Origin of the sequence: Leucobacter sp. CX87 (assembly GCF_018682295.1) — a bacterium.
GTDB lineage: Bacteria > Actinomycetota > Actinomycetes > Actinomycetales > Microbacteriaceae > Cx-87.
The window spans coordinates 300372-324762 of sequence record NZ_JAFIRI010000006.1; the positions used below are offsets into that span (position 1 = coordinate 300372).

The window sequence follows — 24391 nt, forward strand, 5'->3', positions numbered from 1 at the left end:
ATGAACGGCGAAGAAGTGGGCGGATGCGCACTCACGACGGCCAGAGCACACCTCGGGCCGGTATGGTGAATAACTGATGCTGACTGCAAAATATTCCCGAGGTGACGAAGATCCCGGCCGCCCGAGTGAGGGCGGCGACGGCGAGGTGCCCGCATGGGCCGCCCCCGTCGCGACAAGCGCACTGAGCGCGGTCGTACCGCTGCCCGGCTCGAAGTCGCTGACGAACCGCGAACTCATCCTTGCGGCGCTGGCCGACGGCCCCGGGGTCTTGCGCGCGCCGCTCCACTCGCGCGACTCTGAGCTCATGATCGAGGCCCTGCGCGCCCTCGGCACGCAGATCGACGCGCTGCCGGATCCCGGCCCCTTCGGCCCGGACCTCCGGATCACGCCGGCGGACGAACTGATCGGCTCGACCACCATCAGCTGCGGCCTGGCCGGGACCGTCATGCGGTTCGTACCGGCCGTCGCGGCGCTCGCGCTCGGCCCCACCGCCTTTGACGGCGACCCCTACGCGAGAAAGCGTCCCATGCGCGCGGTGCTGGACGCGCTCCGCGCGATCGGTGCAGACATCGCCGACGAGGGACGCGGCGCCCTCCCCTTCACCGTGCACGGCACGGGCGGGCTGCGCGGCGGGCGCGTCGAGCTCGACGCCTCGCTGTCGAGCCAGTTCGTCTCGGGCCTCTTGCTCTCGGCCCCGCGCTTCGCCGAGGGCGTGCACGTCGTGCACCGCGGCGAGCGGCTGCCGAGCGTGCCGCACATCGAGATGACCATCGCGACGCTCGTCGCGCGGGGCGTCACCGCGTACTCCCCCGCCGAGGGCGAATGGGTCGTCGAGCCCGGGCCGATCGCCGCGCGCGAGATCGAGATCGAGCCCGACCTCTCGAACGCCGCCCCCTTCCTCGCCGCCGCGCTCGTCGCCGGCGGCAGCGTGACCGTGCCCGGCTGGCCCGGCTCGACCACGCAGGTCGGCGACCAGCTGCGCAGGATCCTGCCCGAGTTCGGGGCGACCGTGACCCTCGAGGGCGACCGCCTGACGGTCTCGGGCGACGGCACGATTCGCGCCGTGCGCCTCGACGTTCCCGAGGCCGGCGAGCTCGCGCCGACCCTCGTGGGCCTCGCGGCCCTCGCGGACGGGCCGAGCGAGATCACCGGCATCGGCCATATCCGTCACCACGAGACCGACCGGATCGCGGCCCTCGTCGCCGAGATCCGGCGCCTGGGCGGCCAAGCCGAAGAACTGCCGGACGGCATCGCCGTCACCCCCGTCCCCCTCACGGGCGCGCGCTGGGAGAGCTACGCCGACCACCGCATGGCGACGACGGGCGCCCTCATCGGCCTGCGCGTGCCGGGCGTCACGATCGACGACATCGGCACGACCGCCAAAACGCTGCCGGAGTTCACGCAGCTCTGGGACGGGATGCTCCCCCGATGAGCTGGCTCGACGGCGGCTCCTTTGACGACGCGGAAGAACTCGAAGACAAGTACGAGCAGTACGACGAGCAGCACATCCGCGCGCGCCCGAACCCCAAGGCGAACCGGCCCCGCACGAAGATCCGCCCCGACCGGGCGAATGCCGAGATCGGCATGATCACGGGGGTCGACCGCGGCCGCTACACCGTGCTCATGCACCAGAACGGCGAGGGCGGCGAGCCGGAGCGCGAGATCGTGTGCGCCCGCGCCCGCGAGCTCGCGAAGACCTCGATCGTCACGGGCGACCGCGTGCGGATCGTCGGCGACACGACCGGGCGTGAAGGCACGCTCGGGCGCATCGTCGAGATCGTCGAGCGCACAACCTTGCTGCGCCGCAGCGCCGACGACACCGACCGCGTCGAGCGCGTCATCGTCGCGAACGCCGACCAGATGCTCATCGTGGTCGCCGCGGCGAACCCCGAGCCGCGCGTGCGCCTCGTCGACCGCTACCTGGTTGCGGCCTACGACGCCGGCCTCCAGCCGATCCTGTGCATCACGAAGACGGACTTACAGGATCCGGCCCCCTTCCTCGACCAGTTCGCGGCGCTCGACGTGCCCGCGTTCCTCTCGGCGCCCGGCAACGAGCCGCTTGACGAGATCACGCAGGCCCTGCTCGGCCACACCACCGTGTTCGTCGGGCACTCGGGCGTCGGAAAGTCGACCCTCATCAATGCCCTCGTGCCGAGCGCCGAGCGCGCCACCGGCCACGTCAACGCGGTGACCGGCCGCGGCCGGCACACGTCGTCCTCGACCGTCGCACTGCGCCTGCAGCAGGGAATGCGCACGGGCTGGGTCGTCGACACCCCCGGCGTGCGCTCCTTCGGGCTCGGCCACGTGACGAGCGACGGGATCCTGCGCGGGTTCAAGGATCTTGCCGAACTCATCGAGGACTGCCCGCGCGGGTGCACCCATCTCGAGGGCGCGCCCGACTGCGAGCTCGACGCGGCGGTGCGCGACGAGCGGCTTGACGCCGCCGGTGCCGCCCGGGTGGAATCGCTGCGCCGCTTGCTCGGCTAGCCTGGAGCCATGACGGAACGCACGATACTTGCCGCTGGTGACCAGGCCCCGGAGTTCGCCCTCCCCGACCAGGACGGCGTGGTTCACAACCTTTCCGGCCTCCGCGGCGAGAAGGTCATCCTCTTCTTCTACCCCGAGGCGATGACCCCGGGCTGCAGCATCGAGGCGTGCGACTTCCAGGAGTCGACCGGCGCGCTCACCGCCGCCGGGTATCGCGTGTTCGGCATCTCACGCGACGAGGTCGAAAAGCAGCGCCGCTTCGCCGAGCGGGACGGTCTTGAGTACCCGCTGCTCAGCGACCCCGACCTCGCCGTGCACCACGCGTATGGCGCGTTTGGCGAGAAGAACAGCTACGGCAAGATCGTGCAGGGCGTCATCCGCTCGACGTTCATCATCGACAAGAACGGCATCATCACGAACGCGCTCTACAACGTGAAGGCGACGGGCCACGTGGGCCGCATCCGCAAGCTCGTGGGGCTTGGCGCGGCGTAGCCGCTCGCTCGAACCGGCTTAGAACTCCGGCTGCTCCGCGACACGGTCCGCCGGGCGGGCGAGCACCGATCCCAGGATCCCGGCCGCGGCCAGCACGATGAGCCCCCACCCGATCGCGCTCGCGCTCGGCACGCCCGCGCCGAGCATGCCCTGCAGGATCCCGCTTGCCGCGGCGATCAGCAACAACTGCAGCGTGAGGTTTGAGCCGCGCGCCCAGCCTCGCCCGCGCAGCGCGCCAACGAGCGTCGCGAACACCCAGACGACCGAGGCGAGCGCGACAATGAGCACGCTCATGCGGTCAGCGAACGGGTCGTCGGTGGCGGCGAGAAAGCCCGAAACGGCGATCCAGGCGAGCGCGATCGCGAGAACCGATTGCACCCCCAGGACGATGCACAGCAGCCTCCAGGCGCCCTTCGCGCGCGTATGAATGCGGGGTGAATCGTCAGCCACGGCTCCCTTTCGAAAAGATTACGTGAAAACTATTGCTTTGCCTCTGCGTCCATGAAACTATATATCCCGTCGAGTTTCGCGCACACCGTCGTGGGCATTCTCAGCCTCATTCAGGCGGTGCGGGAACCAGACATCGAAGATTTCTTCGGCGCGTTCCCTCACACCGCACTCAACGGTTGTATTGCACGAAGGAGCACATCAAGATGGATTGGCGCGAGCAGGCTGCTTGTCTCACAGTAGACCCCGAGCTGTTTTTCCCGGTCGGGAACACCGGCCCCGCGGTCGAGCAGATCGAGCGAGCCAAGTCGGTATGTGCACGTTGCACCGTCACCGAGCTGTGCCTGCAGTACGCAATGGACACCGGGCAGGACTCGGGCGTCTGGGGCGGCCTCAGCGAGGACGAGCGCCGCGCGCTCAAGCGCCGCGCAGCACGCGCACGTCGCGCGTCCTAACCAGCTTCACAACGGGATCCACGACGGCCCGCGCGAACACTACAGAAAGGCCCCGCACCAATCGGTGCGGGGCCTTTCTTGTGCCTGCGGCGCGAACGCCCAGGCCGAGGGGGCGCTGCCAGTGGCAGCACCCCCTCTCGCAACTAGTCCGTGCCCGCGTCGAACGCGGCCGAGAGGCCGAGCGTATCGGCATCCTCGCTGATGCCCGAGACGGCGTTCGCGATCTCTTCTGCCCCGCCGGCCTCGAGCTCGCCCACCAGGGCAGCGATCGGGCCGCCCACGAGGCCAAGCGCCGCGTACTGCTCGAGGCGCTGACGCGAATCAGCGATGTCGAGGTTGCGCATGGTCAGCTGGCCGATGCGATCCTGCGGGCCGAACGCGGCGCCCACGGTGCGCTCCATCGAGAGCTTCTCGGGGTGGTAGCTGAGGTTCGGTCCCGTGGTGTTCAGGATCGTGTAGTCGTCGCCGCGGCGCAGGCGCAGCGTGACCTCGCCCGTGACGACCGAGCCGACCCAGCGCTGCAGCGCCTCGCGCATCATGAGCGCCTCGGGGTCGAGCCAGCGGCCCTCGTACATCAGGCGGCCGAGCTTGCGGCCGTCGTTGTGGTAGCTAGCGAGCGTGTTCTCGTTGTGAATCGCGTTGACGAGGCGCTCGTAGGTGATGTGCAGCAGCGCCATGCCCGGGGCCTCGTAGATGCCGCGCGACTTCGCCTCGATGATGCGGTTCTCGATCTGGTCGGAGATGCCGAGGCCGTGGCGGCCGCCGATCTCGTTCGCCTTGTAGACGAGCGCCACCGGGTCATCGAAGACTTCGCCGTTGATCGCGACGGGGCGGCCAGCCTCGAAGCGCACCGACACCTCCTCGGTCAGCACCTCGACGTCCTCGCGCCACGCGGCGACCCCCATGATGGGCTCGACGATGTCGAGGCCGTTGCTCAAGAATTCCAGGTGCTTCGCCTCGTGGCTCGCGCCCCAGATGTTGGCGTCGGTCGAGTACGCCTTCTCCGTCGAGTCGCGGTAGGGGTAGCCGCGCGCCACGAGCCACTCGCTCATTTCCTGGCGGCCGCCGAGCTCTTCGACGAAGTCCTCGTCAAGCCAGGGCTTGTAGATGCGCAGGCTCGGGTTGGCCATGAGGCCGTAGCGGTAGAACCGCTCGATGTCGTTGCCCTTGTACGTCGAGCCGTCGCCCCAGATGTCGACGCCGTCTTCCTTCATCGCGCGCACCAGCAGCGTGCCGGTGACGGCGCGGCCGATGGGCGTCGTGTTGAAGTACGTCTTGCCGCCCGAGCGCACGTTGAATGCGCCGGTCTGGAGGGCGACGAAGCCCTCCTCTACGAGCGCGTGCTTCGCGTCGATATGACGGGCGAGCTCGGCACCGTACTCCATGGCGCGGGCCGCGACGCCGTCGAGATCAGGCTCGTCGTACTGGCCCAGATCAGCGGTGTACGTGCAGGGAATCGCGCCCTTTTCACGCATCCAGGCAACGGCACACGAGGTGTCGAGACCACCAGAGAAAGCGATGCCGACGCGCTCGCCAACAGGAAGAGAAGAGAGGACCTTGGACATGGTCATCATTCTAAGCGGCGCGCCTCCTCCACCGTGAATCGGGCGCCTCAGCGCACGACTAGCGGACGTTGAAGCTGCGCGGGTCGGGGCCGTAGTTGTGGCCCGACTCGAGCGCCGTGATGGCGGCGTGCTCCTCCGGGCGCAGCGCGAAATCGAAGAGGCCAGCGTTCTCGATCATGCGCTCGCGGCGGCTCGTCTTCGGGAACACGATCGTGCCGTTCTCGATGTGCCAGCGCAACACCACCTGTGCGGGGGTCTTCCCGTGCGCCGCGGCAGCCCCGGTGATCACGGGCAGGCCGAGCAGGTCGCTCTTGCCCTGGGCGAGCGGGCCCCACGCCTCGATCGCGATGCCGTTCTCGCGGCAGTAGGCCACGAGCTCGCGGCGCTGGTGCTCGGGGTGCAGCTCGATCTGGTTCGCCGCGGGAACCTCGTCGGTAGCCTCGATGATGCGTTCGAGGTGTTCGATTTCGTGGTTCGAGACGCCAATCGCGCGCGACAACCCCGCGTCGCGCACCTCGATCATCTGCTCCCAGGCCTGCACGAACGTGTCCTGCTCGGGCACGGGCCAGTGCACGAGATAGAGGTCGACCCGTTCGAGGCCGAGCTTTTCGAGGCTCTCCTCCGCGGCGGCGCGCACGTCGCCCTGGCGGTTGTTCCACAGCTTCGTCGTAATGTACAGCTCGTCGCGCGGGATCCCACTCTTCGCGATGGCGGCGCCGACCTCGGCCTCATTGCCGTAGATCGCGGCCGTGTCGATGTGCCGGTAGCCGACCTCAAGCGCCTCGCTCACGTTGCGTTCAGTCTCGCCCGGGTCGACGAGAAACACGCCAAGTCCGAGCTGCGGGATCGGCGGGCCCTCGGTGAGATCGATCGTGGGGATGTTGAGCGCGGATGAGTTGAGCGCAGACATACGAGTCCTTTCGAGGGTGGCAGCGGTGACGGAAAGTCTACGCCCGCGCGAACACACGCAGCCCGAGCCGCGATAATGGACGAGCCATGACAGAAACGACCCCCTCCGTGCCCGCACTGCACATCAACTTCCCGCCCGAGCTGCCCGTCAGCCAGATGCGCGAAGAACTCGCGGCGGCGATCGAGGCGCACCAGGTGGTCATCGTCGCGGGCGAGACCGGTTCAGGCAAGACCACGCAGCTTCCCAAGATCGCGCTCACGCTCGGTCGCACCAAGATCGCGCACACACAGCCCCGCAGGATCGCGGCCCGCACGATCGCCGAGCGCATCTCGGAGGAGCTGGGCGAGGAGCTCGGCGGGATCGTCGGCTACCAGGTGCGCTTCACCGATCGCGTCTCGGAGCGCACCCAGATCAAGCTCATGACCGACGGGATCCTGCTCAATGAGATCCACCGCGATCGGGATCTGAAGAAGTACGACACGATCATCATCGACGAGGCGCACGAGCGCAGCCTCAACATCGACTTCCTGCTGGGGTACCTGCAGCGCCTCCTCCCCCGCCGCCCCGATCTCAAGGTCATCATCACCTCGGCGACGATCGACCCGCAGTCGTTCTCGAAGCACTTCGGCGACGCCCCGGTAGTCGAGGTGTCGGGCCGCACCTTCCCGGTCGAGATTCGCTACCGGCCGCTGGTGACCGAGGTTTCGGTTCCGGATCCGAAAAACGGGCCGCCGAAGGTCCGCCGCGAAGAGCGCGACCTGTTCGACGCGATCGGCGACGCCGTCGACGAGCTGGCGCGCGAGGACTCGGGCGACGTGCTGGTGTTCCTCTCGGGCGAGGCCGAGATTCGCGACGCGGCGGACGCGCTGAACGGCCGGCTCCGCGCCAGCGGGCGCGAAGGCCGCACCGAGATCCTGCCGCTGTATGGCCGGCTCACCTCAGCCGAACAGCACCGGGTCTTCGAGCGGAGTGGGCCGGGCATGCGCCGCATCGTACTCGCGACGAACGTCGCCGAGACCAGCCTGACTGTCCCGGGCATTCGCTACGTCGTCGACGCGGGCACCGCGCGCATCTCCCGCTACAGCGTGCGCAGCAAGGTGCAGCGCCTCCCGATCGAGGCCATCTCGCAGGCCAGCGCGAACCAGCGCTCGGGCCGATCCGGTCGCACGAGCCCCGGCATCGCGATCCGCCTGTACTCGGAGGAGGACTTCCTCTCGCGCCCGGAGTTCACGGAACCCGAGGTGCTGCGCACGGGCCTCGCGTCGGTCATCCTGCAGATGCTCGCGCTGGGGCTCGGCGATATCGCCGCCTTCCCGTTCCTCACGCCACCCGACAAGCGCGGCATCGCCGACGGGTTGGGCCTCTTGGGCGAGCTCGGCGCGGTGAATGAGGGCAAGATCACCCGGATCGGCCGCGACCTCTCGCGCCTGCCGATCGAGCCGCGCTTCGCCCGCATGGTGCTCGAGTCGAAGCGGCGCGGTGTCACCCGCGACGTCCTCGCAATCGTCGCGGGCCTCACCATTCAGGACGTGCGCGAACGCCCCCAGGCCGAACGCGGCCGGGCCGACGAGGCGCACTCGCGCTTCAACGACCCCCAGGGCGACCTGATGACCCTGCTGAACCTCTGGAACTACCTGCAGGAACAGCAGGAGCAGAAGTCTTCGAGCGCGTTCCGCCGCATGTGCAAGGCCGAGTACCTGAACTTCCTGCGCGTGCGGGAGTGGATGGACCTGAACCGCCAGCTCACCCGCATGGCGAAGTCACTGAAGCTCGAGATCGGCGAGCCCTCGACCGACTCCGAGGCGATCCACCGGTCGATGCTCGCGGGCCTGCTCTCGCAGCTCGGCGTGCGCGACGAGCGGCAAGAACGCCGGAGCGCGCCGGGCAAGCGCAAGCCGAACCAGGAATATCTCGGCTCTCGCGGCACCAAGTTCGTGCTGTACCCGGGCTCGGTGCTCGCGAAGCAGCCGCCCGAGTGCGTCATGAGCGTCGAGCTCGTCGAAACGAGCCGTCTCTTCGCGCGCGGCAACGCCGCAATCGACCCCGCCTGGGCGGAGGAGCTCGCGGGCCCCCTCGCGAAGCGTCAGGTCAGCGAGCCGCGCTGGGAGCGGAAGCAGGGCGCCGCGGTCGCGACCGAGCGCGTCACGCTCTTCGGGGTGCCGATCGTGCAGGATCGCCGCATCCAGTACGCCCGGATCGACCCCGAGCACGCCCGCGAGCTCTTCATCCAGCACGCCCTCGTCGAGGGCGAGTGGGACTCACCCCAAGCTTTTGATCGCCAGAACCGCCAGCTGCGCAAGGAACTCGAGCAGCTCGAAGAGCGCACCCGTCGCCGCGACATCGTGTCCGACGACGAGACGATCTTCGCGTTCTACGACGCGCGCATCCCCGCCGAGGTCGTGTCGACGCGCTCGTTCGAGGGGTGGTGGCGGCGCACCCGCGAGGCGCAGCCGAAGCTGCTCACCATGCAACGCTCGGACCTCATTGAGGCGGAAGAAGAGGTCGACGAGTCGGCGTTCCCCCGCAAATGGACCCACGGCGACCAGACGTTGCAGCTCAAGTACCGCTTTGACCCGACCGCCGGCGACGACGGCGTGACCGTCTCGGTACCACTGCCCCTGCTCCCCCGCCTCGACCCTGGCGACTTCGGCAAGCTCGTGCCCGGGCTTCGCGAAGAGCTCGTGACGGCGCTCATCAAGCTGCTGCCGAAGGCGATCCGGCGCAACGTGGTGCCCGCCGCCGACTGGGCGAAGAAGCTGCTGGTCGCCATCGAGCCGGCGCTCGACGACCCGAACACGACGACGCCGATCACCGAGCTGCTCGCGGCCGAGATCAAGCGGCGCACGAGCGTGCTCGTGACCGCCGCCGACTTCGACATCGCGCGGCTGCCCGCCCACCTGACCCCGACGTTCCGCGTCGTGGACGAGCGCGGGCGCACGCTCGGCACGGGCAAGGACCTCGGCGAGCTGCAGGCCGCGAACAAGGACCGGGCGCGCACGGGCGTCGCCAAGGTCGCCGGCGCGAAGGCCCCCGTCGCGAGCGAGCTCAACCGGAAGGGCGTCACCGCCTGGGACTTCGGTGATTTGCCGCGACACCTCGACGCGAAGCACGGCGGCGGTGTCGTGCGGGCATACCCGGCAATCCTCGACCGACGCACTGCGGTCGACATCGTCCTCGTGACCGACGCGAGCGAGCAGGCCCGGGTGTCGCGGCGCGGCATCCGCCGCCTGCTGCAGCTCAGCTCACCCTCCCCCGCGAGCTACGTGCGCGATCACCTCTCGAACGAGGAGAAGCTGCTGCTGGGTGCAGGCCCCTACCGTACGCTCGACGCTGCCATCGCGGACGCGTCCCTGGCGGTGGCCGACCGCGTCATCCGGCGCGTGGCCCCGGACGGCCTCGTCTGGTCGGCGGCGGCGTTCGAGGCACTGGCCAACGACTACGCGCGCGCCCTGATCAACGACCTGTTCACGACGATCTCGCTCACCGCGAAGGTACTGAACTCGGCCAGGCTTGCGCGCAAGGCCATCGGCGACGCGAAGTCGCTCGCGGTGCTCAGCCAGGTCGCGGACGCCGCGCACCAGGTCGACGGCCTCGTCTACCAGGCCAAGGGTGACGCCGGTTTCGTCTCCCAGACCGGGCTCGATCATCTCGAAAGGCTCCCCTTCTACCTCGACGCGGTCGCGATCCGGATGCGCGGACTCAGCGCCCAGCCGGGCCGCGACCGGGCCTGGCAAAACGAGATCGACCGGGTGACCGCGCTGTTCACCGCCGCGGGCGGCACGATCCCCCTCGGCCCGGATCCGGCTCCCCATCTCGAGCGCGCACGCTGGCTCATCGAGGAGTTCCGCATCAGCCTCTTTGCCCAGCCCATGCGCACCGCGGAGCCGGTGTCGGCGCAGCGTATTCAGAAGGTGTTGCGCGGCGAATAGTCGCCGTGCGCGAGTACGCTGGACGCATGAACGCAACGTCGCCTGCATCGTCCTCTGCACCGCACCTGAGCACGGCGGTCATCGGCATCGACGTCGGGGGCACCGGGGTGAAGGGCGCAGGAATCAATCCCGCTACCGGCGCACTTCTCACCGGGCGGCACAAGGTGGCAACGCCCGAGGGCGGCCGACCCAACGACGTCATCGCGGTCGTCGCGGACATGGTCACCGACATTCGCGCCGAGCTCTCCAGCCGCGGCATCCCCGTCGCCCCAGAGGTCGGGATCTGCGTGCCCTCGGTGGTGCGCCACGGCGTCACTCTGACCGCGGGGAACATCGACCCCTCCTGGGTGGGCCTCGACGCCCTTCCCCTGCTCGAGGCCGCGATCGGCGCCCCGTGCACGCTTGTCAACGATGCCGACGCCGCGGCGGTCGCGGAGGCGCGGCTCGGCGCCGCGCAGGGCATCGCCGGCGTCACGCTCGTGCTCACGCTCGGTACCGGGCTCGGCTCGGGCATGCTGCTCGACGGCGCCCTCGTCCCCAACACCGAGCTCGGGCATCTCGAGTTCGACGGGCACGCGCCTGTGGAGCGCTTCATCTCCCCCAAGATCATCGAGCGCGACGGGCTCCCGCTCGCGGAGTGGGCAGCGCGCCTCGCACGGGTGCTCGCCCACATCGAGCGCCTGTTCACGCCCGAGCTCATCGTGCTCGGCGGCAGCATCTCCAAGTCGGCCGACGACTACCTCCCGCTGGAGGGCGTGCAGGCCACCGTGGTCCCCGCCCAGTTGCGCAACAACGCGGGAATGGTGGGGGCCGCACTGCTCACGCAGCACTAGGTGCCGCCAGACTCGCCGGGATCGCTGTACCGGCTGGACTGTTGGGCACTAGTATTTCGACGTGGGAATCTATCGTGAACTGGCCAAGAGCCCGGGAGTCTTCCGAATCATTGCGGCCCAGCTCACGGCCCGATTCCCGTTTGGCATGCTCTCGATCGCCATGCTGCTGCACATCGAGCTCACCTACGGCAACTACACCGCCGCCGGCATTGTGCTCGCCGCGGAGAGCATCGGCCAGGCCATCTCAGGGCCCGTCACCAGCCGCCTGATGGGGCGCTGGGGCATGCGCCCCGTGCTCGGCGTGACCTCCCTCGTCTGCTCGGCCATGATCGCGATCATCGCGCTCATGCACATGCCGATCTGGGCGATTGCGATCATCGCGTTCTTCCTCGGCATCACAACGCCGCCGGTCACCCCCGCCGTCCGCACGATCTATCCGAAGATGGTGCCCTCGCGCCAGCTCTCGGCGCTGTTCAGCCTCGACGCCTCGGCGCAGGAGATCATCTGGATCATCGGCCCGGTCGTCGCCGTCTTCGTCTCGACGCAGATCAGCACGACGGTCGGCCTGCTGGTCGCGATGTCATTCATGCTGCTCGGCGGCTTCTGGTTCATCGCCTCCCCCGAGGTCGGCCGCGTGCGTATCCCGCTCTCGCGCCGCCGCCTCGGCGCCGTGCTCAGCCGCCCCACCGTCATCGTCGCGACGATCGTCGGCTTCCTGTTCGTCGCGTCGTTCGCGGCGGTTGAGGCAGGCATCGTCTCCGTGTTCGGACACGAGGGCATCGATTCCGGGATCGTACTGGCCATCTTCTCTGCCGGATCGATCGTCGGCGGTCTGCTCATCGGCGGCCGGCAGATCACCCCCTGGTCGCTGTTCTGGCGCATCCTGATTGTCGCCGGCGGCACGCTCCTGTGCCTCTTCAGCCTCGATATGTGGTGGCTGTCGCTGGTGCTGTTCTTCGCCGGCTTCGGCGTCGCCCCCTCGCTCGCCGCCATCTTCACGATCGTCAGCTCGACCGTGAAATTCTCCGAGACCGCGGAGGCCTTTGGCTGGGTCGGCACGGGGCAGCTCATCGGCGTCGCCCTCGGCTCAGCATTCGCCGGCTTCGCGATCGACCGCTTCGGGCCGATGGGCGCGATCTCCGCCTCCGCCGCGTTCCTCGTGCTGGCCGCCATCGCGGCGGCCATCAGCAGCCGGTGGATCCCTGACATGCGGGGACGCGACGCCGCCCCGATTCCCGACACCGCGCCGATCACCCTGCCGCAGGTCTAGCCCGTCTGCGCAACCTGAGCGCCGCGGGATCGTCACCGCATCGTTGCCGAGAGCTCCTCCCGCGGCCCTGACCGGCCGCTCTACAGTGATGCTATGACTCGTCTCAGGATGACCCACCGCACCGCGTCCCGCGCTCGACTGGCGAGCGTTGGCCTTGTCGCCGCGCTTGCCCTGATGCTCGCCGGCTGTGCATTCGGCGGCCCCAGCGGCGGCCCCACCGGAGGGAGCGCAGAATCAATGCCGCAGACCGAGGCGCTGCAGGACCTGGCGGCGTCGCCCGAGCTCGCGACGGTCGATGGAAAGTCGGCCGCCACCGGGGAATCAATCATCCGCACGAGCGATGTGGTGATCGAGGTGTCAGACCCGCAGGCCGCGGCTGATGACGTCGTTGCCGCGCTGAAGCCGCTCGACGGCCGCGTCGAGTTCAGTTCGGTCGGGGCGGCCGGCGAGTGGGGCCCGGCCAGCGCCAGCCTCACCGTGCGCGTGCCCTCGGATCGCCTGGAGGACGCGATCACCGCGATCTCGGGCGTCGGGAAGGTGGTCTCGACGAGCCGATCCACGAGCGACGTGACGCTGCAGCGCCAGGACCTGTCGGCCCGCGTCGCGGCGCTTACCGTCTCGACCGAACGCCTGCGCGCGCTGATGGCCGAGGCGAGCAACACCGCCGACCTCATCGCCGCGGAGAGCGCGCTCACCGCACGCCAGGCCGAGCTCGACGGGCTGACCAGCCAGCTCGACTACCTCGACAATCAGGTCGACGAGGCCACCATCTCCGTTACCCTCAATGCTCCGGGTACCGCACCCGTCAGCGGACCCGAGAACTTCTGGGAGGCGATCCTGCTGGGCATCAGCTCGCTCGGGGCAGCCATCGTCGGCCTGGGGCTCGCCCTCGGCGTGGCATTGCCCTGGATCATTGCGATCGCGCTCGTCGTCGGCATCGTGGTCACGATTGTGCGTGCTGCGCGTAGGCCAAAGGCGTAATCTGACTGGCGCGGGGACGCTTCGATCATTGACCGGTGATCCTCGCCCAGCTGGGACCGGAAGCACCTGAGCCGTTACGCCGCCATCTTCGTGACGCCGGGTGTGTTACGCAGCGTGCGGTCTGGCCGGTCGAGGTATTCCGCGCCGGTCGGGCTGGTCCAGACGAACTCCCCGCCCGCTTCTTGTCTCACCCGCCACTGGATCTGGTGCGCGAGATCCGGATGCTTCAGCAGATGGTGTGTGGGACACAGATGTCCGAGGTTCGAGAGTTCGGTCGGGCCGCCGGCTGCCCACTCGATCGTGTGGTCAATCTCGCATGATCTGGTGGGGGCGGCGCAGCCCGGGAACCGGCAATGCTGGTCGCGTGCTCGCAAGACGCGCTTCATTGCCTCCGTGGGGTGTCTGCGTTCGGTCGAGAGCACTTCGCCGTCGGCGTTGACGGTGACCGAGTCCCAACCGGGCGCCACCGCTGCAAACTGGCGGGCTGTTATGGAGTCGATGGGGCCGTATCCCTCGAGGGTGGCGGTGCCGCCGACGGGGATCGTGATCGAGATGTTCGCCTGAATGCCAGTCGCGAATTGGCGGGTCATGGTGGCATTTCCCGAGTCGGCAGGTCCCGAGGCACCGGCGGCTTGTTGGGCGCTATCGGGAATGCCTGTCAGCAGCAACTCCGCGAACACGTCAGCCCGGTACGTCCCGATGCTGCGTTCCCGTCCAACAGCCCGGCCCACGGGCTCGGACTCGTCCGATGCCGCCGGCACGGACTTGGCCCTGGCGGCTTCTTCGCGCACCACTTCCCGCTGCACTGCCGTGGCGATGCGCTGCACCCGGTCGTAGATCCCGTACGCGAGGGCCGCAGGCAAGACCGCGCCGAGTTCGGCCATGCCATCGGGAAGTTCGCTCACCCAGATGCAGCGCTGCGCTGCCGCGATCGCATGCATCTCGTCGAGTGTGCGCGGCTGGAGCTCGAGCGCGATCAGCTTCGCCTGTACCCGCAGCCGCCCTGCGGAGGTGTGTGCCGCGATTTCGAGGCAGCGCGCCTCGTACTCTGCGCGCAGCCGGCGATCGACCCCGGACCCCTCGGACACGATGACCTTCGCGTGTTGCATCGTGATCTTGACGGACTCGACCGCAGCGATCGTCGCGGGGTAGGCGTAGACGAGCGTGTGTGCCTCGGCCATGCGACTCAGTACGGATCGTTCGCTGACTCCCATCGCGGCGGAACACTCTGCCGCACGCGAGCGGAGCGTGAGGAGAATTTCTTCGTCCGAGCGGGAGTGCACGAGTACGTCTTCGTGTAGCTCGGCAAGCGCCCGTACTTCTTTGGCACCCGCGAGGGCAGAGCGTTGGGCCGTGGCGATCACGTTGTCGCGCAGCTTCCCGGCGCGAAGCAACTTCCGCGGCCCGAGATCAAAAGGTTCGAACCGCACTCGCGACAATTTCTGTCGGGGCTTAGCCTCCGAGGCCGCGCCATGATCTGTGCCATGAGGCGCGCGCTCGAGGCCGCGCTCGCCATCTCGGGGTGTGTGTTTCATGGCTGCAGCACACCATTGACGTCCGACATTCGATCCCCGAAATCAGTCAGCTGTTGGACGCCCGAGAAATCTTTTCGGAAGCATACAAGCGAACCCGAAAACTGTTGATGAGGACTCTACAAAGAAAGAGGCCGTCGGCAGCTGCGAAGCCTCAGGCCGCGCCGCTCCAGGCCGCCGGGATCAGCGTCCACACCACCTCGGCGGGCTCGGCCCCCGTGCGCCAATTGTGGGGAGTGCGACCCGGGAAGGTCAGGGTATCCCCCGCGTGCAGCGCCTCGTCGCGATCAGCGAACTGCAAGGTCACCGCGCCCGTGATGACGTGCAGCACTTCGACGTCGCAGTTGATCGAATAGAGCGCGTCACCGCCGGTCGCGTGCGCCGACATTCGTGACCGAATCACCTGCACCCGCGATTCCTCGCGCGCGGTGATCAGCCACTCGTCGACGCCTCGTCCGCCCATGTTGATGCGGGGGGCGTCATCGAGCGCGATCCGGTTGATCTCGGGAGTTTCGAACAGTGACCCGATGGGCAGCGACAGCGCCTGACACAACTGCACGAGCGTCGACACGCTCGGCGAGGTCTCGTTGCGCTCGACCCGGCTCAGAAATCCCTTAGTGACGCCGATGGCAAGCGCGAGCTGCTCGAGTGTCAGGCCCTGCGCGGCCCGAGTGGCACGCAATTTCGCACCGATTGGGGCGATCTGTACCTCTGCGCTGGGGTGCACGGGTCGCATGGGCTCTCCTGTCTGACGCCGGTGTTGCATCGCTCACAGTATCAGCGCAGTTGACCAAACCCAGACGGAGGCCTAGAGTTGCCACGTTCACCCTGACGATTCACTTGTTGCCTATTGGGCAACCAGAGAGGAATGTGCACATGAGCACGCACGAGCCACAGGGTCCCGTCGACGCGAGCCTGACGCCGCGCTACGCAGGGATCGCCACCTTCGCCAAGCTGCCCCGTATCGAGGATGTTCCCGAGGCCCGCGTCGCGGTCGTCGGCATTCCGTTCGACACTGGCGTGAGCTACCGCCCCGGCGCACGGTTCGGCCCGTCCCACGTGCGCGAGGCCTCGCGCCTGCTGCGCCCCTACAACCCGGCGCAGGACATCGCCCCCTTCACGGTCCAGCAGGTCGTGGACGCCGGCGACATCGTCGCGAACCCCTTCAACCTCGAAGAGGCCGTGAACCAGATCGACGCCGCGGCCACCGAGCTCGGCGAGCGCGTCGAAAAGATCGTCACGGTCGGCGGCGACCACACGATCGCGCTGCCGCTGCTGCGCGCCATCAACAAGAAGCACGGCCCGGTCGCCGTGCTGCACTTCGACGCGCACCTCGACACCTGGGACACCTACTTCGGCGCCCCCATGACGCACGGCACCCCGTTCCGCCGGGCTTCGGAAGAGGGCCTGATCGACCTCACCGCCAGCATGCACGCGGGCACCCGCGGCCCCCTGTACGGCAAGGGCGACCTCGAGGACGACGCGCGCCTCGGCTTCACCATCGTCACGACCGAGTATGTCGAGGAGAACGGCGTTCCCGCCGCCCTCGAGCGCATCCGCGCCCGCGTCGGCGACAAGCCGCTGTACATCTCGATCGACATCGACGTGCTCGATCCCGCGCACGCGCCCGGCACCGGCACCCCCGAAGCCGGCGGCCTCACGAGCCGCGAGCTGCTGCGCATCATCCGCGGCCTCTCGGACCTGAACATCGTCGGCGCAGACGTCGTCGAGGTGGCCCCCGCTTACGACCACGCCCAGATCACGGCCGTCGCGGCAAGCCACGTCGTCTACGAACTGATCAGCGCGATGGGCCACTCGGCCTAGCCACCCGCTCGAGGGGGCGGCACCCACCGCCCCCTCCGCACCTCTTCATCACCACGCTCGAAAGAGTCCAACGGAGCACTCCATGCACACCCCCTCAGAAGCCCAGGTCCTCGCGGCCGCCGACGCGATCGTTGCCGCCTTCGCCGCCACCGATACCGACGCGTACTTCGCCGGCTTCGCCCCCGACGCCACGTTCATCTTCCACCCCGAGGCCGCACGCCTCGCCTCGCGCGCCGAGTACGAGGCACTCTGGGCCGGCTGGGTCGCCAGCGGCTGGAGCGTTGCTTCCTGCACTTCCAGCGACCGCCTCGTCCAGGCATTCCCCGGCGGCGCCGTCTTCAGCCACACGGTCGCCACAGCCGTAAACACCCCCGCGGGCGACGACTCCTACGTCGAGCGCGAGAGCATCATCTTCCGCACGGAGGGTGACAGCCTGATCGCCATCCACGAGCACCTGTCCACGACTCCGGAGGCCGCACTCTCATGACCAGCACCAAGACCATGGCCGTCACCCTCGACGGCCACGACGACTCGGCCGGCCCCGTCCGTGGCACCCAGTCGCTCCTGAAGATCGGGCTCATCTGGCTCGCCGCGAACCTCGTCGTCACGACGCTGCTCACCGGCACCCTCTTTGTGCCGAGCGTGTCGTTCGGCACCGCACTCACCATGATTATCGTCGGCACCATCGGCGGCGCCGTCGTGCTCGTATTGATCGGCAACATCGGCACGCGCACGGGCCTTCCCACCATGGCTATCACCCGTGGCTCGTTTGGCATCAGGGGCAGCCTGCTGCCGGCCGCGGCCAACCTCATTACGCTGATGGGCTGGAGCTGGGTGCAGGCGATGCTCGCCGGCGTCACCGTCAATGCGCTCGTGTATCAGGCGACCGGGTTCTCGAACCCCGTGCTGTTCTCGGCGCTCTGCCAGGGCATCGTCGTGGTGCTCGCCATCTTCGGCCACACCGGCATCTCGCGCATCGAGCCGTGGCTCGGCCTCGCGATCCTGGTCGTCATGGGCTTTGTGTTCGCCGCGGCCTTTGGTGCGTTTAGCCCGAGTGAGTTCGCCGCGATTCCGGTGGACACCGAGCTCGGCGGCAGCGGCATCAGCACGCTTGACATCGTGATCTCCACCGCAATCTCGTGGACCGTTCTCTCGGCCGACATGAATCGCCACGCGCGCAGCAGCAAGGCCGGAATCATCGGCTCAGGCATCGGCTACACGCTCTCGACCATCATCGCGATGACCCTCGGCCTGGTGGCGTTCAGCACCGTGATCCTGAAGGGTGGCGACGCAGTCGCGTTCGACCCCACGGTCATCGTCGCCGAGTTTGGCTGGCCGCTCGGGCTCGCCATCTTCCTTTCAGTGATGGCGACGAACACGATGGTCGTCTTCGGCATGGTGACCTCGGCCGTCAATGCGCAGTCGAAGTGGCACCTGAAGTTCCTGCCGACCGCAATCGTGCTGGGCATCATCTCGATCATCGGCTCGACCTGGCTCGCGTTGCTCGGCCAGTTCACCGACTTCCTCGTCATGATTGGTGCCTTCTTCGTGCCGGTGTTCGCGATCATGATCGTCGACTACTACCTGCTCAAGAAGCGCGGCTACTCGCGCCAGATCCTGACCGAGACCTCGGCCAGCCGCTACTGGTACCAGGGCGGCGTGAACTGGGTCGCGATTGCCGTCTGGGTGATCGGGGCCGGGCTGTCCTACCAGCTCACCTATGTCACGCCCAGCCCCCTCGGCGCGACCATCCCCGCCTTCGTGGTGAGCTTCCTGCTCTACCTGGTGCTCATGGTGGGCCTCGGCCGCACGAAGATCCCGGGCCTGCGCGACCCACGCGACCAGGCGCCCGCCGGGCACCTGCTCGACGCCCCGACCGACTCGGCGGAGTAGTCACGTGCGCGCCGTCGATCTCTCCCTCCTTGTCCGCTCGGGCATGCAGGTCTACCCGGGTGACCCGGAAGTCGAAATCGACGGCGCGCTTACCGTCGCGCGCGACGGCGTCGCGGTGGCCCGGTTGGGGCTGAACTCCCACACCGGCACCCACCTCGACGCCCCCGCGCACACGATCGTCGGCGGTCGCACGGTCGAAGAGATCCCGCTCGAGTGGCTGGACGGCGACGCGCTCGTGTTGCGAGCGCTCGACCCACAGCCTCACACCGCTATCGACGCGGGCGGCATCGCGGGCGGGCTGCCCGAGCGGCTCCCCGGCATCGTGTTCGTCGCCACCGGCTGGGACCGGCACGCGGGTACGCCCGAGGCGCTCGCACACCCGCACCTCTCCCCCGAACTCGCCGCGTTGATCGTCGCCCGCGGCGCCCGGGTCGTCGGCATCGACGCGTTCAGCCCCGACCCGACGGGCGATCCAGGATCCGACTTCCCGGCGCACGCCGCGATCCTGGGAGCGGACGGCGTGATCGTAGAGAACCTCACGGGTCTGGACCGCGTGCCCGATCGGGTGCGCGTGAGCCTCCTGCCGCTGCGCGTCGAGCGCGGCGACGGCTCCCCCATTCGCGCCGTCGCCTGGCTCGATACCTAGGCCCCGTGCAGCGGGAGCATCGGCCCGAAACGCGGGCGCTGAGCCCCGGCTGGAAAACCGTCTCGCCGGTATAGTTAAAGGGAGTGGGGTGTGCCAAACTGGCATCGTCCCAAGACAGAGAAGTTTACAAGGAGTGATCCATGGGTAAGTACGCCGTCATCAATCCGGCAACCGGCGAGACCGTCACGGAGTATCCCGACGCTACCGCTGCAGACATCGAGCAGGCGCTCGCCTCCGCCCAGAGCACGTACCGCGAGTGGTCACGCAACACCACCGTCGCAGAGCGCGCAGCGCTCGCGCAGAAGTTCGCTGATCTGATGGTCGAGCGCAAGGACGAGCTCGGCGCCATCATCAACCGTGAGATGGGCAAGCCCCTCGACCAGGCAATCGGCGAGGCTGAGTTCTCGGGTGCGATCGCCGAGGCGTTCGCGAAGAACGCCGAGAAGTGGCTCGCCGACGAGGAGCTCGAGGTCGAGGACGGCCTGCGCACCTTCATCCGCAAGCAGGGCATCGGCGTCATCCTCGGCATCATGCCGTGGAACTACCCCTACTACCAGGTCGCCCGCTTCGCGGTGCCGAACCTGATCCTCGGCAACACGGTGGTCCTCAAGCACGCCGAGCAGTGCCCCGAGTCGGCCGCGGCCCTCGAGTCGCTGTTCCTCGAGGCGGGCTTCCCCAAGGGCGCGTATGTCAACGTGTACGCCACCCACGACCAGATCTCGACGATGATCGCTGACGACCGCGTGCAGGGCGTCTCGCTCACCGGTTCCGAGCGTGCCGGCGCGATCATCGGCGAGCAGGCCGGCCGCAACCTCAAGAAGGCCGTGCTTGAGCTCGGTGGCTCGGACGTCTTCCTCGTCCTCGACACCGACAACATCGACTTCGCCGTCGAGCACGCCGTCGGCGGCCGCATGGAGAACACGGGCCAGGCCTGCAACGGCTCCAAGCGCATCGTCGTCCTCGACAAGTACTACGACGAGTTCGCGGCGAAGTTCCAGGCGGCCATCGCTGGCCAGTCGCTCGAGAACGGCGACTTCGGTCCCATGTCCTCGGACAAGGCGACCGAGGGCCTCACCGCCCAGGTGCAGAGCGCGCTCGACCAGGGCGCGACCGTCCTCGCAGGCAACAACACGCCCGAGGGCAACGTCTACACGCCGACCATCATCACGGACATCACGCCGTCGATGGACGTCTACAGCCAGGAGCTCTTCGGTCCCGTCGCGCAGCTGTACAAGGTATCGAGCGATGAAGAGGCGATTGACCTCGCCAACTCCTCGCCCTACGGCCTCGGTTCCGTCGTGATCTGCGACGATCGCGAGCGCGCAGAGCGTATCGGCAACCAGCTCGACGTCGGCATGGTCTTCATCGGCGCCGCCGGCCTCGAGGGCGCTGACGTGCCCTTCGGTGGCGTCAAGAAGTCGGGCTACGGCCGCGAGCTCGGCAAGGGTGGCATGGAGGAGTTCGCGAACAAGAAGCTCTTCCGCTTTGCGTCCTAGGCTCTCGCCCTCACTGACGTGAGACGGCGCCCGATCCCCTCGTGGGGTCGGGCGCCGTTTGCGTATGCCCCGTAGGCTGGCCGCATGATGGCAGAGACGGAATATGCGATCCAGGTCACCGGGGTCTCGCGGGCGTTCGGCAAGGTGCAGGCGGTGCAGGACGCAAGCCTGAGCGTGCCGCCGGGCGGCGTCACCGCGCTCATCGGCCCGAACGGCAGCGGCAAGACGACCCTCATGCTGATGCTCGCGACGCTCTTGCAGCCAGACTCCGGTTCCATCAGGATCGGCGGGCACGACGCACTCGGGGACACCCGTCTCGCCCGCGCGGCGCTCGGCTGGATGCCCGACACGCTCGGCGTCTGGGAGACCCTGACCGTGCGCGAGGCCCTGCAGGCGGTCGCGGCAATGTACGGCCTGCGCGGCCCGGCCGCGACCTCACGCGTGACGACCCTGCTCGCGGCGACCGGGCTCGACCGCCTCGCGAGCCAGCGCACGCAGGTGCTCTCGCGCGGCCAGAAGCAGCGCCTGAGCCTTGCCCGCGCGCTCGTGCACGAGCCCCGGGTGTTGCTGCTCGACGAGCCTGCCTCGGGCCTCGACCCCGAAGCCCGCGTCGCCCAACGCCAGGCCCTCTCCGAGCTCGCCGCGTCCGGCGTCGCCGTCCTCATCACTAGCCACGTGCTCGATGAGCTCGAGCAGCTGGCCACCGAGGTCGTCTTCCTGCGCGACGGGACGACCGAGACCCCACAGGCCGTAAGCGCGGCGCTGCGCCCAGCAACCGCCTGGCGGATCCGCGGGATCGATCCTGAGCGATTGGGGATCGCCCTCACCGCGCTTGGGGTCAGCGGCACCACGACCGTCGGCCTCGGCGGTGAGCGCAGCACGATCGTCGAGGCGGCCGACGAGGCGGCGGCGGCCGACCTGCTCGCCCGGCTCGCGGCCGTCGGCGCACAGGTCATCGAGTTCGGCCCGGCCTCTGGCCGGCTTGAGCAGGCATTCGTCAGGCTGCAAGACCCGGGTTGGCGAGACGGGCAACGCGATGCACAACGAAGCGACGAGCACGGGGGCGCACGATGACTGAGACGATGGTTGGCCCCGGGATCCTGCGGGGAACCGCGCTGATCGCGAGACTGGAGCTCACGCAGCGGCTGCGCTCGCGCACCCTCCTGGTGCTCGCGATCGTCTGGTTCGCGGTCATCGGTGCCGTCACGCTGCTCGCCTGGGCGGGGATCGCGACGAGCGCGGCGGCGTACGGCGGCGAGGCCGACGCGTTCCCGCTCTTCTCCTTGATCGTCTACTTCGTGCTGCTGTTTGGCACGCTCGTCGCGCCCGCGATCTCGGCGAACGCCATTAACTCCGAACGCGCCGGGGCGACCCTCGCCACCACGCAAGTGACGCTCGTGCACTCGTGGTCGATCGTGCTCGGCAAGGTGCTCGCCGCCTGGGCAACGGGTATCGCCTTCCTCGTCGTCGCCCTGCCGTTCGTGCTGTTCAGCCTGGCGCTCGGGAAATGGCAGTTCAGCACGCTCGTGCTCGCGACCCTCGCCCTCGCGCTCCAAATCGGCGTCTTCACGGCCATCGGTGTCGGGCTCTCCGCGCTGATCACCTCACCGCTGTTCTCGATCGTCGTCGGGTACCTCGTCGTCGCCGCCTTCTCAGTGGGCACGCTCATCGCGTTTGTGTTGGGCCTGTCGATCGGCACGAGTTACCACGATGTCGAGACGCGTCAACCGACGAGCGAGTACTGGGACGAGCTGCTCGCGTGTCAGAACGAAGCCGGCGATGACAGCGGCGACTACGACGCCTGCGCCGAGACGGTGCCGCTTCAGTGTGAGACAGAATCGTATCCGGTGCCGGTTGTCCCGAGCGACAAGCTCTGGTGGTTGCTGGCCGCAAACCCGTACGTCGTTGTCGCCGATTCGGTGCCCGCCCACCTCGACGAGTGGGGCGGGCCGGCCGACCTGTTTGGAATCATTTCTGTCGGCGTGCGCTCGCTCCAGTTGAGCGACCCGGCCGATGCCGCCGCGTTCCGCGACCACTGCACCCCCGGCGGGATAGGCGGGCCGTACGGCCCACTCGGCGAGGACACGACCGACCCGCTCGCGGGCACCGTCCCGGTCTGGTGGATCGGCCTCGGCATCGAGCTGCTGCTCGCGGGCGCGTTGCTCGTCGCGGGCGAGCGCCGGGTGCGCACCCCAGCGAGAAAGCTCACGCGCGGGACGCGGATCGCGTAGCCCGGACGCACGCCGCCAGACGCAGTGTGGCCCGCACCAACCGGCGCGGGCCACACTGTCTGAACACGATTTACGGCATCGAGGGGGCGTGCGTCGCGAGCAACTCGGCGTACGTCTCGCGGCGCACCACGAGGCGGCTCTCACCGTCACCGACAAACACGACGGCCGGCTTGAGCGCGCCGTTGTAATTGTTCGCGAGCGTGTAGCCGTAGGCGCCGGTCGTCGCGACGACGGCGATATCGCCGACGCGGGCGGCCGGCAGCGGGGCCTTGTCGATCAGGAGGTCGCCCGACTCGCACTGGCGCCCAACGAGCTGCACCGTCTCGTCCCACGGCTCGAGCACCCGGTTGCCGAGCACGGCCTCGAAGCGCTGCCCGGTGAGGGCCGCGTCCATCTGGTCGGCCAGTCCCCCGTCGACCGCAACGAAGACGTGCCCCGTGCGCTTGACCGTGGTGACGCGATACAGGCTGACGCCCGCGCGGGCGACAATCGAGCGCCCCGGCTCGATCATGATGCGCACGCCCTCCGGCAGGTGCGCCTTCGCGGCCGCGACGATCGCGTCGAGGTAGGACTCGACGCTCGGAGCGTCGTCCGTGTAGGTGTACTTCACCCCGAGCCCTCCGCCCACGTCGTACGTGCCGAACTCGCCGGCAGATGCGATCTTCGTCACTGCCTCGGCGAACTGCTCGACCTCGAGGATCTGCGAGCCGATGTGCAGGTGCACGCCCTCGAAGTTCATGAGCGGGTGCGCCCGCATGCGCTCGATCGCGCGCATCGCCTGGTCCATCGGCAGGCCGAACTTCGAGTCGTTGCCGCCGGTCGCCTGTGAGGCGTGGGTGTGCGCCTCGACGCCGGGGATGACGCGGAGCAGGAGGTTCTGCGGCCGCGTGAGCAGGCGCTCGAGGCGGTCCAGCTCGTCCTCGTTGTCGACGATGATCGTGTCGACGCCCGCATCCAGCGCCATCACGAGCTCCGCGTCGGTCTTCGCGTTGCCGTGGAAGTGCAGCTTCGCCGGGTCCACCCCGGCGGCCAGCGCCAGCTGCAGCTCGCCGCCACCGGCGATGTCCACCGAGAGCCCCTCTTCGAAGGCCAAGCGGTACATGCCGACGGCGGGGAACGACTTCGAGGCGAACAGCACCTCGGCGTTCGGCCAGCGCGCTGCCAGCCCGTCGATGAAGCGCCGGATCTGGCGGCGCATACCGACCTCGTCGTACACGTACAGCGGGGTGCCGTACTGCTCGGCGAGATCGGTCACCGGCACCCCGCCGATCGCGAGCACGCCGTCATCCGTCACCGAGGACTCCTCCGGCAGGATCGACCACAGCTCGTCCAGGCGAGTGCCCTCCACATAGGGGGCCGACTGCGCGTGCTTGGGCGAGTGAGAATCGATCGACATGCCT

General features: G+C 68.6%; 21 protein-coding genes. 15 read left to right on the forward strand and 6 right to left on the reverse strand.

Annotated features, from left to right (window positions below):
- Positions 1-76: 76 nt before the first annotated feature.
- The 3 genes from aroA to bcp are packed head-to-tail and all read left to right on the forward strand — an operon-like array spanning position 77 to position 2979.
- Positions 77-1432 (forward strand): 3-phosphoshikimate 1-carboxyvinyltransferase, encoded by a 1356-nt coding sequence (gene aroA / locus KOE53_RS10625; protein WP_188058447.1) that lies wholly within the window; start codon positions 77-79, stop codon positions 1430-1432.
- A complete protein-coding gene (rsgA, locus tag KOE53_RS10630; RefSeq protein ID WP_188058448.1) occupies positions 1429-2487 on the forward strand; it encodes a ribosome small subunit-dependent GTPase A in 1059 nt (352 codons plus the stop codon). The genes aroA and rsgA overlap by 4 nt, the downstream gene beginning before the upstream one ends.
- Positions 2488-2496: 9 nt before the next feature.
- On the forward strand, positions 2497-2979 hold the full coding sequence (gene bcp / locus KOE53_RS10635; RefSeq protein WP_188058449.1) for a thioredoxin-dependent thiol peroxidase: 483 nt from the start codon (positions 2497-2499) through the stop codon (positions 2977-2979).
- Between the two features lie 18 nt (positions 2980-2997).
- Here the strand turns inward: bcp and KOE53_RS10640 are convergent, their stop codons facing one another.
- Complete coding sequence (locus tag KOE53_RS10640) at positions 2998-3429, reverse strand: hypothetical protein (protein ID WP_188044631.1); 432 nt, start codon at positions 3427-3429, stop codon at positions 2998-3000.
- 203 nt (positions 3430-3632) lie between these two features.
- Here KOE53_RS10640 and KOE53_RS10645 point away from each other — a divergent pair, with 203 nt between their 5' ends.
- Positions 3633-3881 (forward strand): WhiB family transcriptional regulator, encoded by a 249-nt coding sequence (locus tag KOE53_RS10645; protein ID WP_188044632.1) that lies wholly within the window; start codon positions 3633-3635, stop codon positions 3879-3881.
- A 143-nt stretch (positions 3882-4024) separates the two neighbouring features.
- Here the strand turns inward: KOE53_RS10645 and argG are convergent, their stop codons facing one another.
- Positions 4025-5446, reverse strand: coding sequence for an argininosuccinate synthase (argG, locus tag KOE53_RS10650; RefSeq protein WP_188044633.1), 1422 nt, complete (start codon positions 5444-5446; stop codon positions 4025-4027).
- A gap of 58 nt (positions 5447-5504) precedes the next feature.
- Positions 5505-6356: an aldo/keto reductase gene (locus KOE53_RS10655; protein ID WP_188044634.1), complete on the reverse strand. Its 852-nt coding sequence runs from the start codon at positions 6354-6356 to the stop codon at positions 5505-5507.
- 86 nt (positions 6357-6442) lie between these two features.
- Between KOE53_RS10655 and hrpA the strand changes: the two genes are divergently transcribed.
- The 4 genes from hrpA to KOE53_RS10675 all read left to right on the forward strand — a co-directional run bounded on the left by hrpA (position 6443) and on the right by KOE53_RS10675 (position 13369).
- Positions 6443-10285, forward strand: a complete 3843-nt coding sequence (gene hrpA, locus KOE53_RS10660; protein WP_188058450.1) for an ATP-dependent RNA helicase HrpA — start codon at positions 6443-6445, stop codon at positions 10283-10285.
- A 26-nt stretch (positions 10286-10311) separates the two neighbouring features.
- Positions 10312-11118 (forward strand): polyphosphate--glucose phosphotransferase, encoded by an 807-nt coding sequence (gene ppgK, locus KOE53_RS10665; protein WP_188044636.1) that lies wholly within the window; start codon positions 10312-10314, stop codon positions 11116-11118.
- A 61-nt stretch (positions 11119-11179) separates the two neighbouring features.
- Positions 11180-12388, forward strand: coding sequence for an MFS transporter (locus KOE53_RS10670; RefSeq protein WP_188044637.1), 1209 nt, complete (start codon positions 11180-11182; stop codon positions 12386-12388).
- Between the two features lie 93 nt (positions 12389-12481).
- Positions 12482-13369, forward strand: a complete 888-nt coding sequence (locus tag KOE53_RS10675) for a DUF4349 domain-containing protein (protein WP_188058451.1) — start codon at positions 12482-12484, stop codon at positions 13367-13369.
- A 74-nt stretch (positions 13370-13443) separates the two neighbouring features.
- Here the strand turns inward: KOE53_RS10675 and KOE53_RS10680 are convergent, their stop codons facing one another.
- Positions 13444-14799 carry an HNH endonuclease signature motif containing protein gene (locus KOE53_RS10680; protein ID WP_188058452.1) on the reverse strand — a complete coding sequence of 452 codons (1356 nt, stop codon included), beginning with the start codon at positions 14797-14799 and terminating at the stop codon, positions 13444-13446.
- Between the two features lie 256 nt (positions 14800-15055).
- Positions 15056-15637 (reverse strand): helix-turn-helix transcriptional regulator, encoded by a 582-nt coding sequence (locus KOE53_RS10685; protein WP_188044640.1) that lies wholly within the window; start codon positions 15635-15637, stop codon positions 15056-15058.
- A gap of 140 nt (positions 15638-15777) precedes the next feature.
- On the opposite strand from KOE53_RS10685, the gene speB reads away from it, so the two are divergent.
- The 7 genes from speB (at position 15778) to KOE53_RS10720 (ending at position 22991) form a co-directional block, all read left to right on the forward strand.
- The gene (speB, locus tag KOE53_RS10690; protein ID WP_188058453.1) at positions 15778-16725 is read left to right on the forward strand and encodes an agmatinase; all 948 of its coding nucleotides are present in this window, start codon (positions 15778-15780) and stop codon (positions 16723-16725) included.
- Between the two features lie 82 nt (positions 16726-16807).
- Entirely contained in the window at positions 16808-17212 is a 405-nt protein-coding gene (locus KOE53_RS10695; RefSeq protein ID WP_188058454.1) for a nuclear transport factor 2 family protein, read from the forward strand.
- A complete protein-coding gene (locus KOE53_RS10700; RefSeq protein ID WP_188058455.1) occupies positions 17209-18618 on the forward strand; it encodes a purine-cytosine permease family protein in 1410 nt (469 codons plus the stop codon). The genes KOE53_RS10695 and KOE53_RS10700 overlap by 4 nt, the downstream gene beginning before the upstream one ends.
- Positions 18619-18622: 4 nt before the next feature.
- On the forward strand, positions 18623-19264 hold the full coding sequence (locus KOE53_RS10705) for a cyclase family protein (protein WP_188058456.1): 642 nt from the start codon (positions 18623-18625) through the stop codon (positions 19262-19264).
- Between the two features lie 140 nt (positions 19265-19404).
- On the forward strand, positions 19405-20760 hold the full coding sequence (locus KOE53_RS10710; protein WP_188044645.1) for an NAD-dependent succinate-semialdehyde dehydrogenase: 1356 nt from the start codon (positions 19405-19407) through the stop codon (positions 20758-20760).
- Positions 20761-20844: 84 nt separating this feature from the next.
- Positions 20845-21834: an ABC transporter ATP-binding protein gene (locus KOE53_RS10715; RefSeq protein ID WP_241095543.1), complete on the forward strand. Its 990-nt coding sequence runs from the start codon at positions 20845-20847 to the stop codon at positions 21832-21834.
- The gene (locus KOE53_RS10720; protein ID WP_188058457.1) at positions 21831-22991 is read left to right on the forward strand and encodes an ABC transporter permease; all 1161 of its coding nucleotides are present in this window, start codon (positions 21831-21833) and stop codon (positions 22989-22991) included. Before KOE53_RS10715 ends, KOE53_RS10720 begins: the two co-directional genes overlap by 4 nt.
- A 70-nt stretch (positions 22992-23061) precedes the next feature.
- Here the strand turns inward: KOE53_RS10720 and lysA are convergent, their stop codons facing one another.
- The gene (gene lysA / locus KOE53_RS10725; protein ID WP_188058458.1) at positions 23062-24387 is read right to left on the reverse strand and encodes a diaminopimelate decarboxylase; all 1326 of its coding nucleotides are present in this window, start codon (positions 24385-24387) and stop codon (positions 23062-23064) included.
- Between the last annotated feature and the right edge of the window lie 4 nt (positions 24388-24391).

Excerpts from the sequence above, each read along its gene's own strand:
- KOE53_RS10655 (WP_188044634.1), bottom strand. The coding sequence starts at position 6,356 with ATGTCTGCGCTCAACTCATCCGCGCTCAACATCCCCACGATCGATCTC.
- rsgA (WP_188058448.1), top strand. The coding sequence starts at position 1,429 with ATGAGCTGGCTCGACGGCGGCTCCTTTGACGACGCGGAAGAACTCGAA.
- bcp (WP_188058449.1), top strand. The coding sequence starts at position 2,497 with ATGACGGAACGCACGATACTTGCCGCTGGTGACCAGGCCCCGGAGTTC.
- hrpA (WP_188058450.1), top strand. The coding sequence starts at position 6,443 with ATGACAGAAACGACCCCCTCCGTGCCCGCACTGCACATCAACTTCCCG.
- aroA (WP_188058447.1), top strand. The coding sequence starts at position 77 with ATGCTGACTGCAAAATATTCCCGAGGTGACGAAGATCCCGGCCGCCCG.
- KOE53_RS10720 (WP_188058457.1), top strand. The coding sequence starts at position 21,831 with ATGACTGAGACGATGGTTGGCCCCGGGATCCTGCGGGGAACCGCGCTG.
- KOE53_RS10700 (WP_188058455.1), top strand. The coding sequence starts at position 17,209 with ATGACCAGCACCAAGACCATGGCCGTCACCCTCGACGGCCACGACGAC.
- ppgK (WP_188044636.1), top strand. The coding sequence starts at position 10,312 with ATGAACGCAACGTCGCCTGCATCGTCCTCTGCACCGCACCTGAGCACG.
- KOE53_RS10685 (WP_188044640.1), bottom strand. The coding sequence starts at position 15,637 with ATGCGACCCGTGCACCCCAGCGCAGAGGTACAGATCGCCCCAATCGGT.
- KOE53_RS10695 (WP_188058454.1), top strand. The coding sequence starts at position 16,808 with ATGCACACCCCCTCAGAAGCCCAGGTCCTCGCGGCCGCCGACGCGATC.
- lysA (WP_188058458.1), bottom strand. The coding sequence starts at position 24,387 with ATGTCGATCGATTCTCACTCGCCCAAGCACGCGCAGTCGGCCCCCTAT.
- speB (WP_188058453.1), top strand. The coding sequence starts at position 15,778 with ATGAGCACGCACGAGCCACAGGGTCCCGTCGACGCGAGCCTGACGCCG.
- KOE53_RS10710 (WP_188044645.1), top strand. The coding sequence starts at position 19,405 with ATGGGTAAGTACGCCGTCATCAATCCGGCAACCGGCGAGACCGTCACG.
- argG (WP_188044633.1), bottom strand. The coding sequence starts at position 5,446 with ATGTCCAAGGTCCTCTCTTCTCTTCCTGTTGGCGAGCGCGTCGGCATC.
- KOE53_RS10715 (WP_241095543.1), top strand. The coding sequence starts at position 20,845 with ATGATGGCAGAGACGGAATATGCGATCCAGGTCACCGGGGTCTCGCGG.
- KOE53_RS10645 (WP_188044632.1), top strand. The coding sequence starts at position 3,633 with ATGGATTGGCGCGAGCAGGCTGCTTGTCTCACAGTAGACCCCGAGCTG.
- KOE53_RS10675 (WP_188058451.1), top strand. The coding sequence starts at position 12,482 with ATGACTCGTCTCAGGATGACCCACCGCACCGCGTCCCGCGCTCGACTG.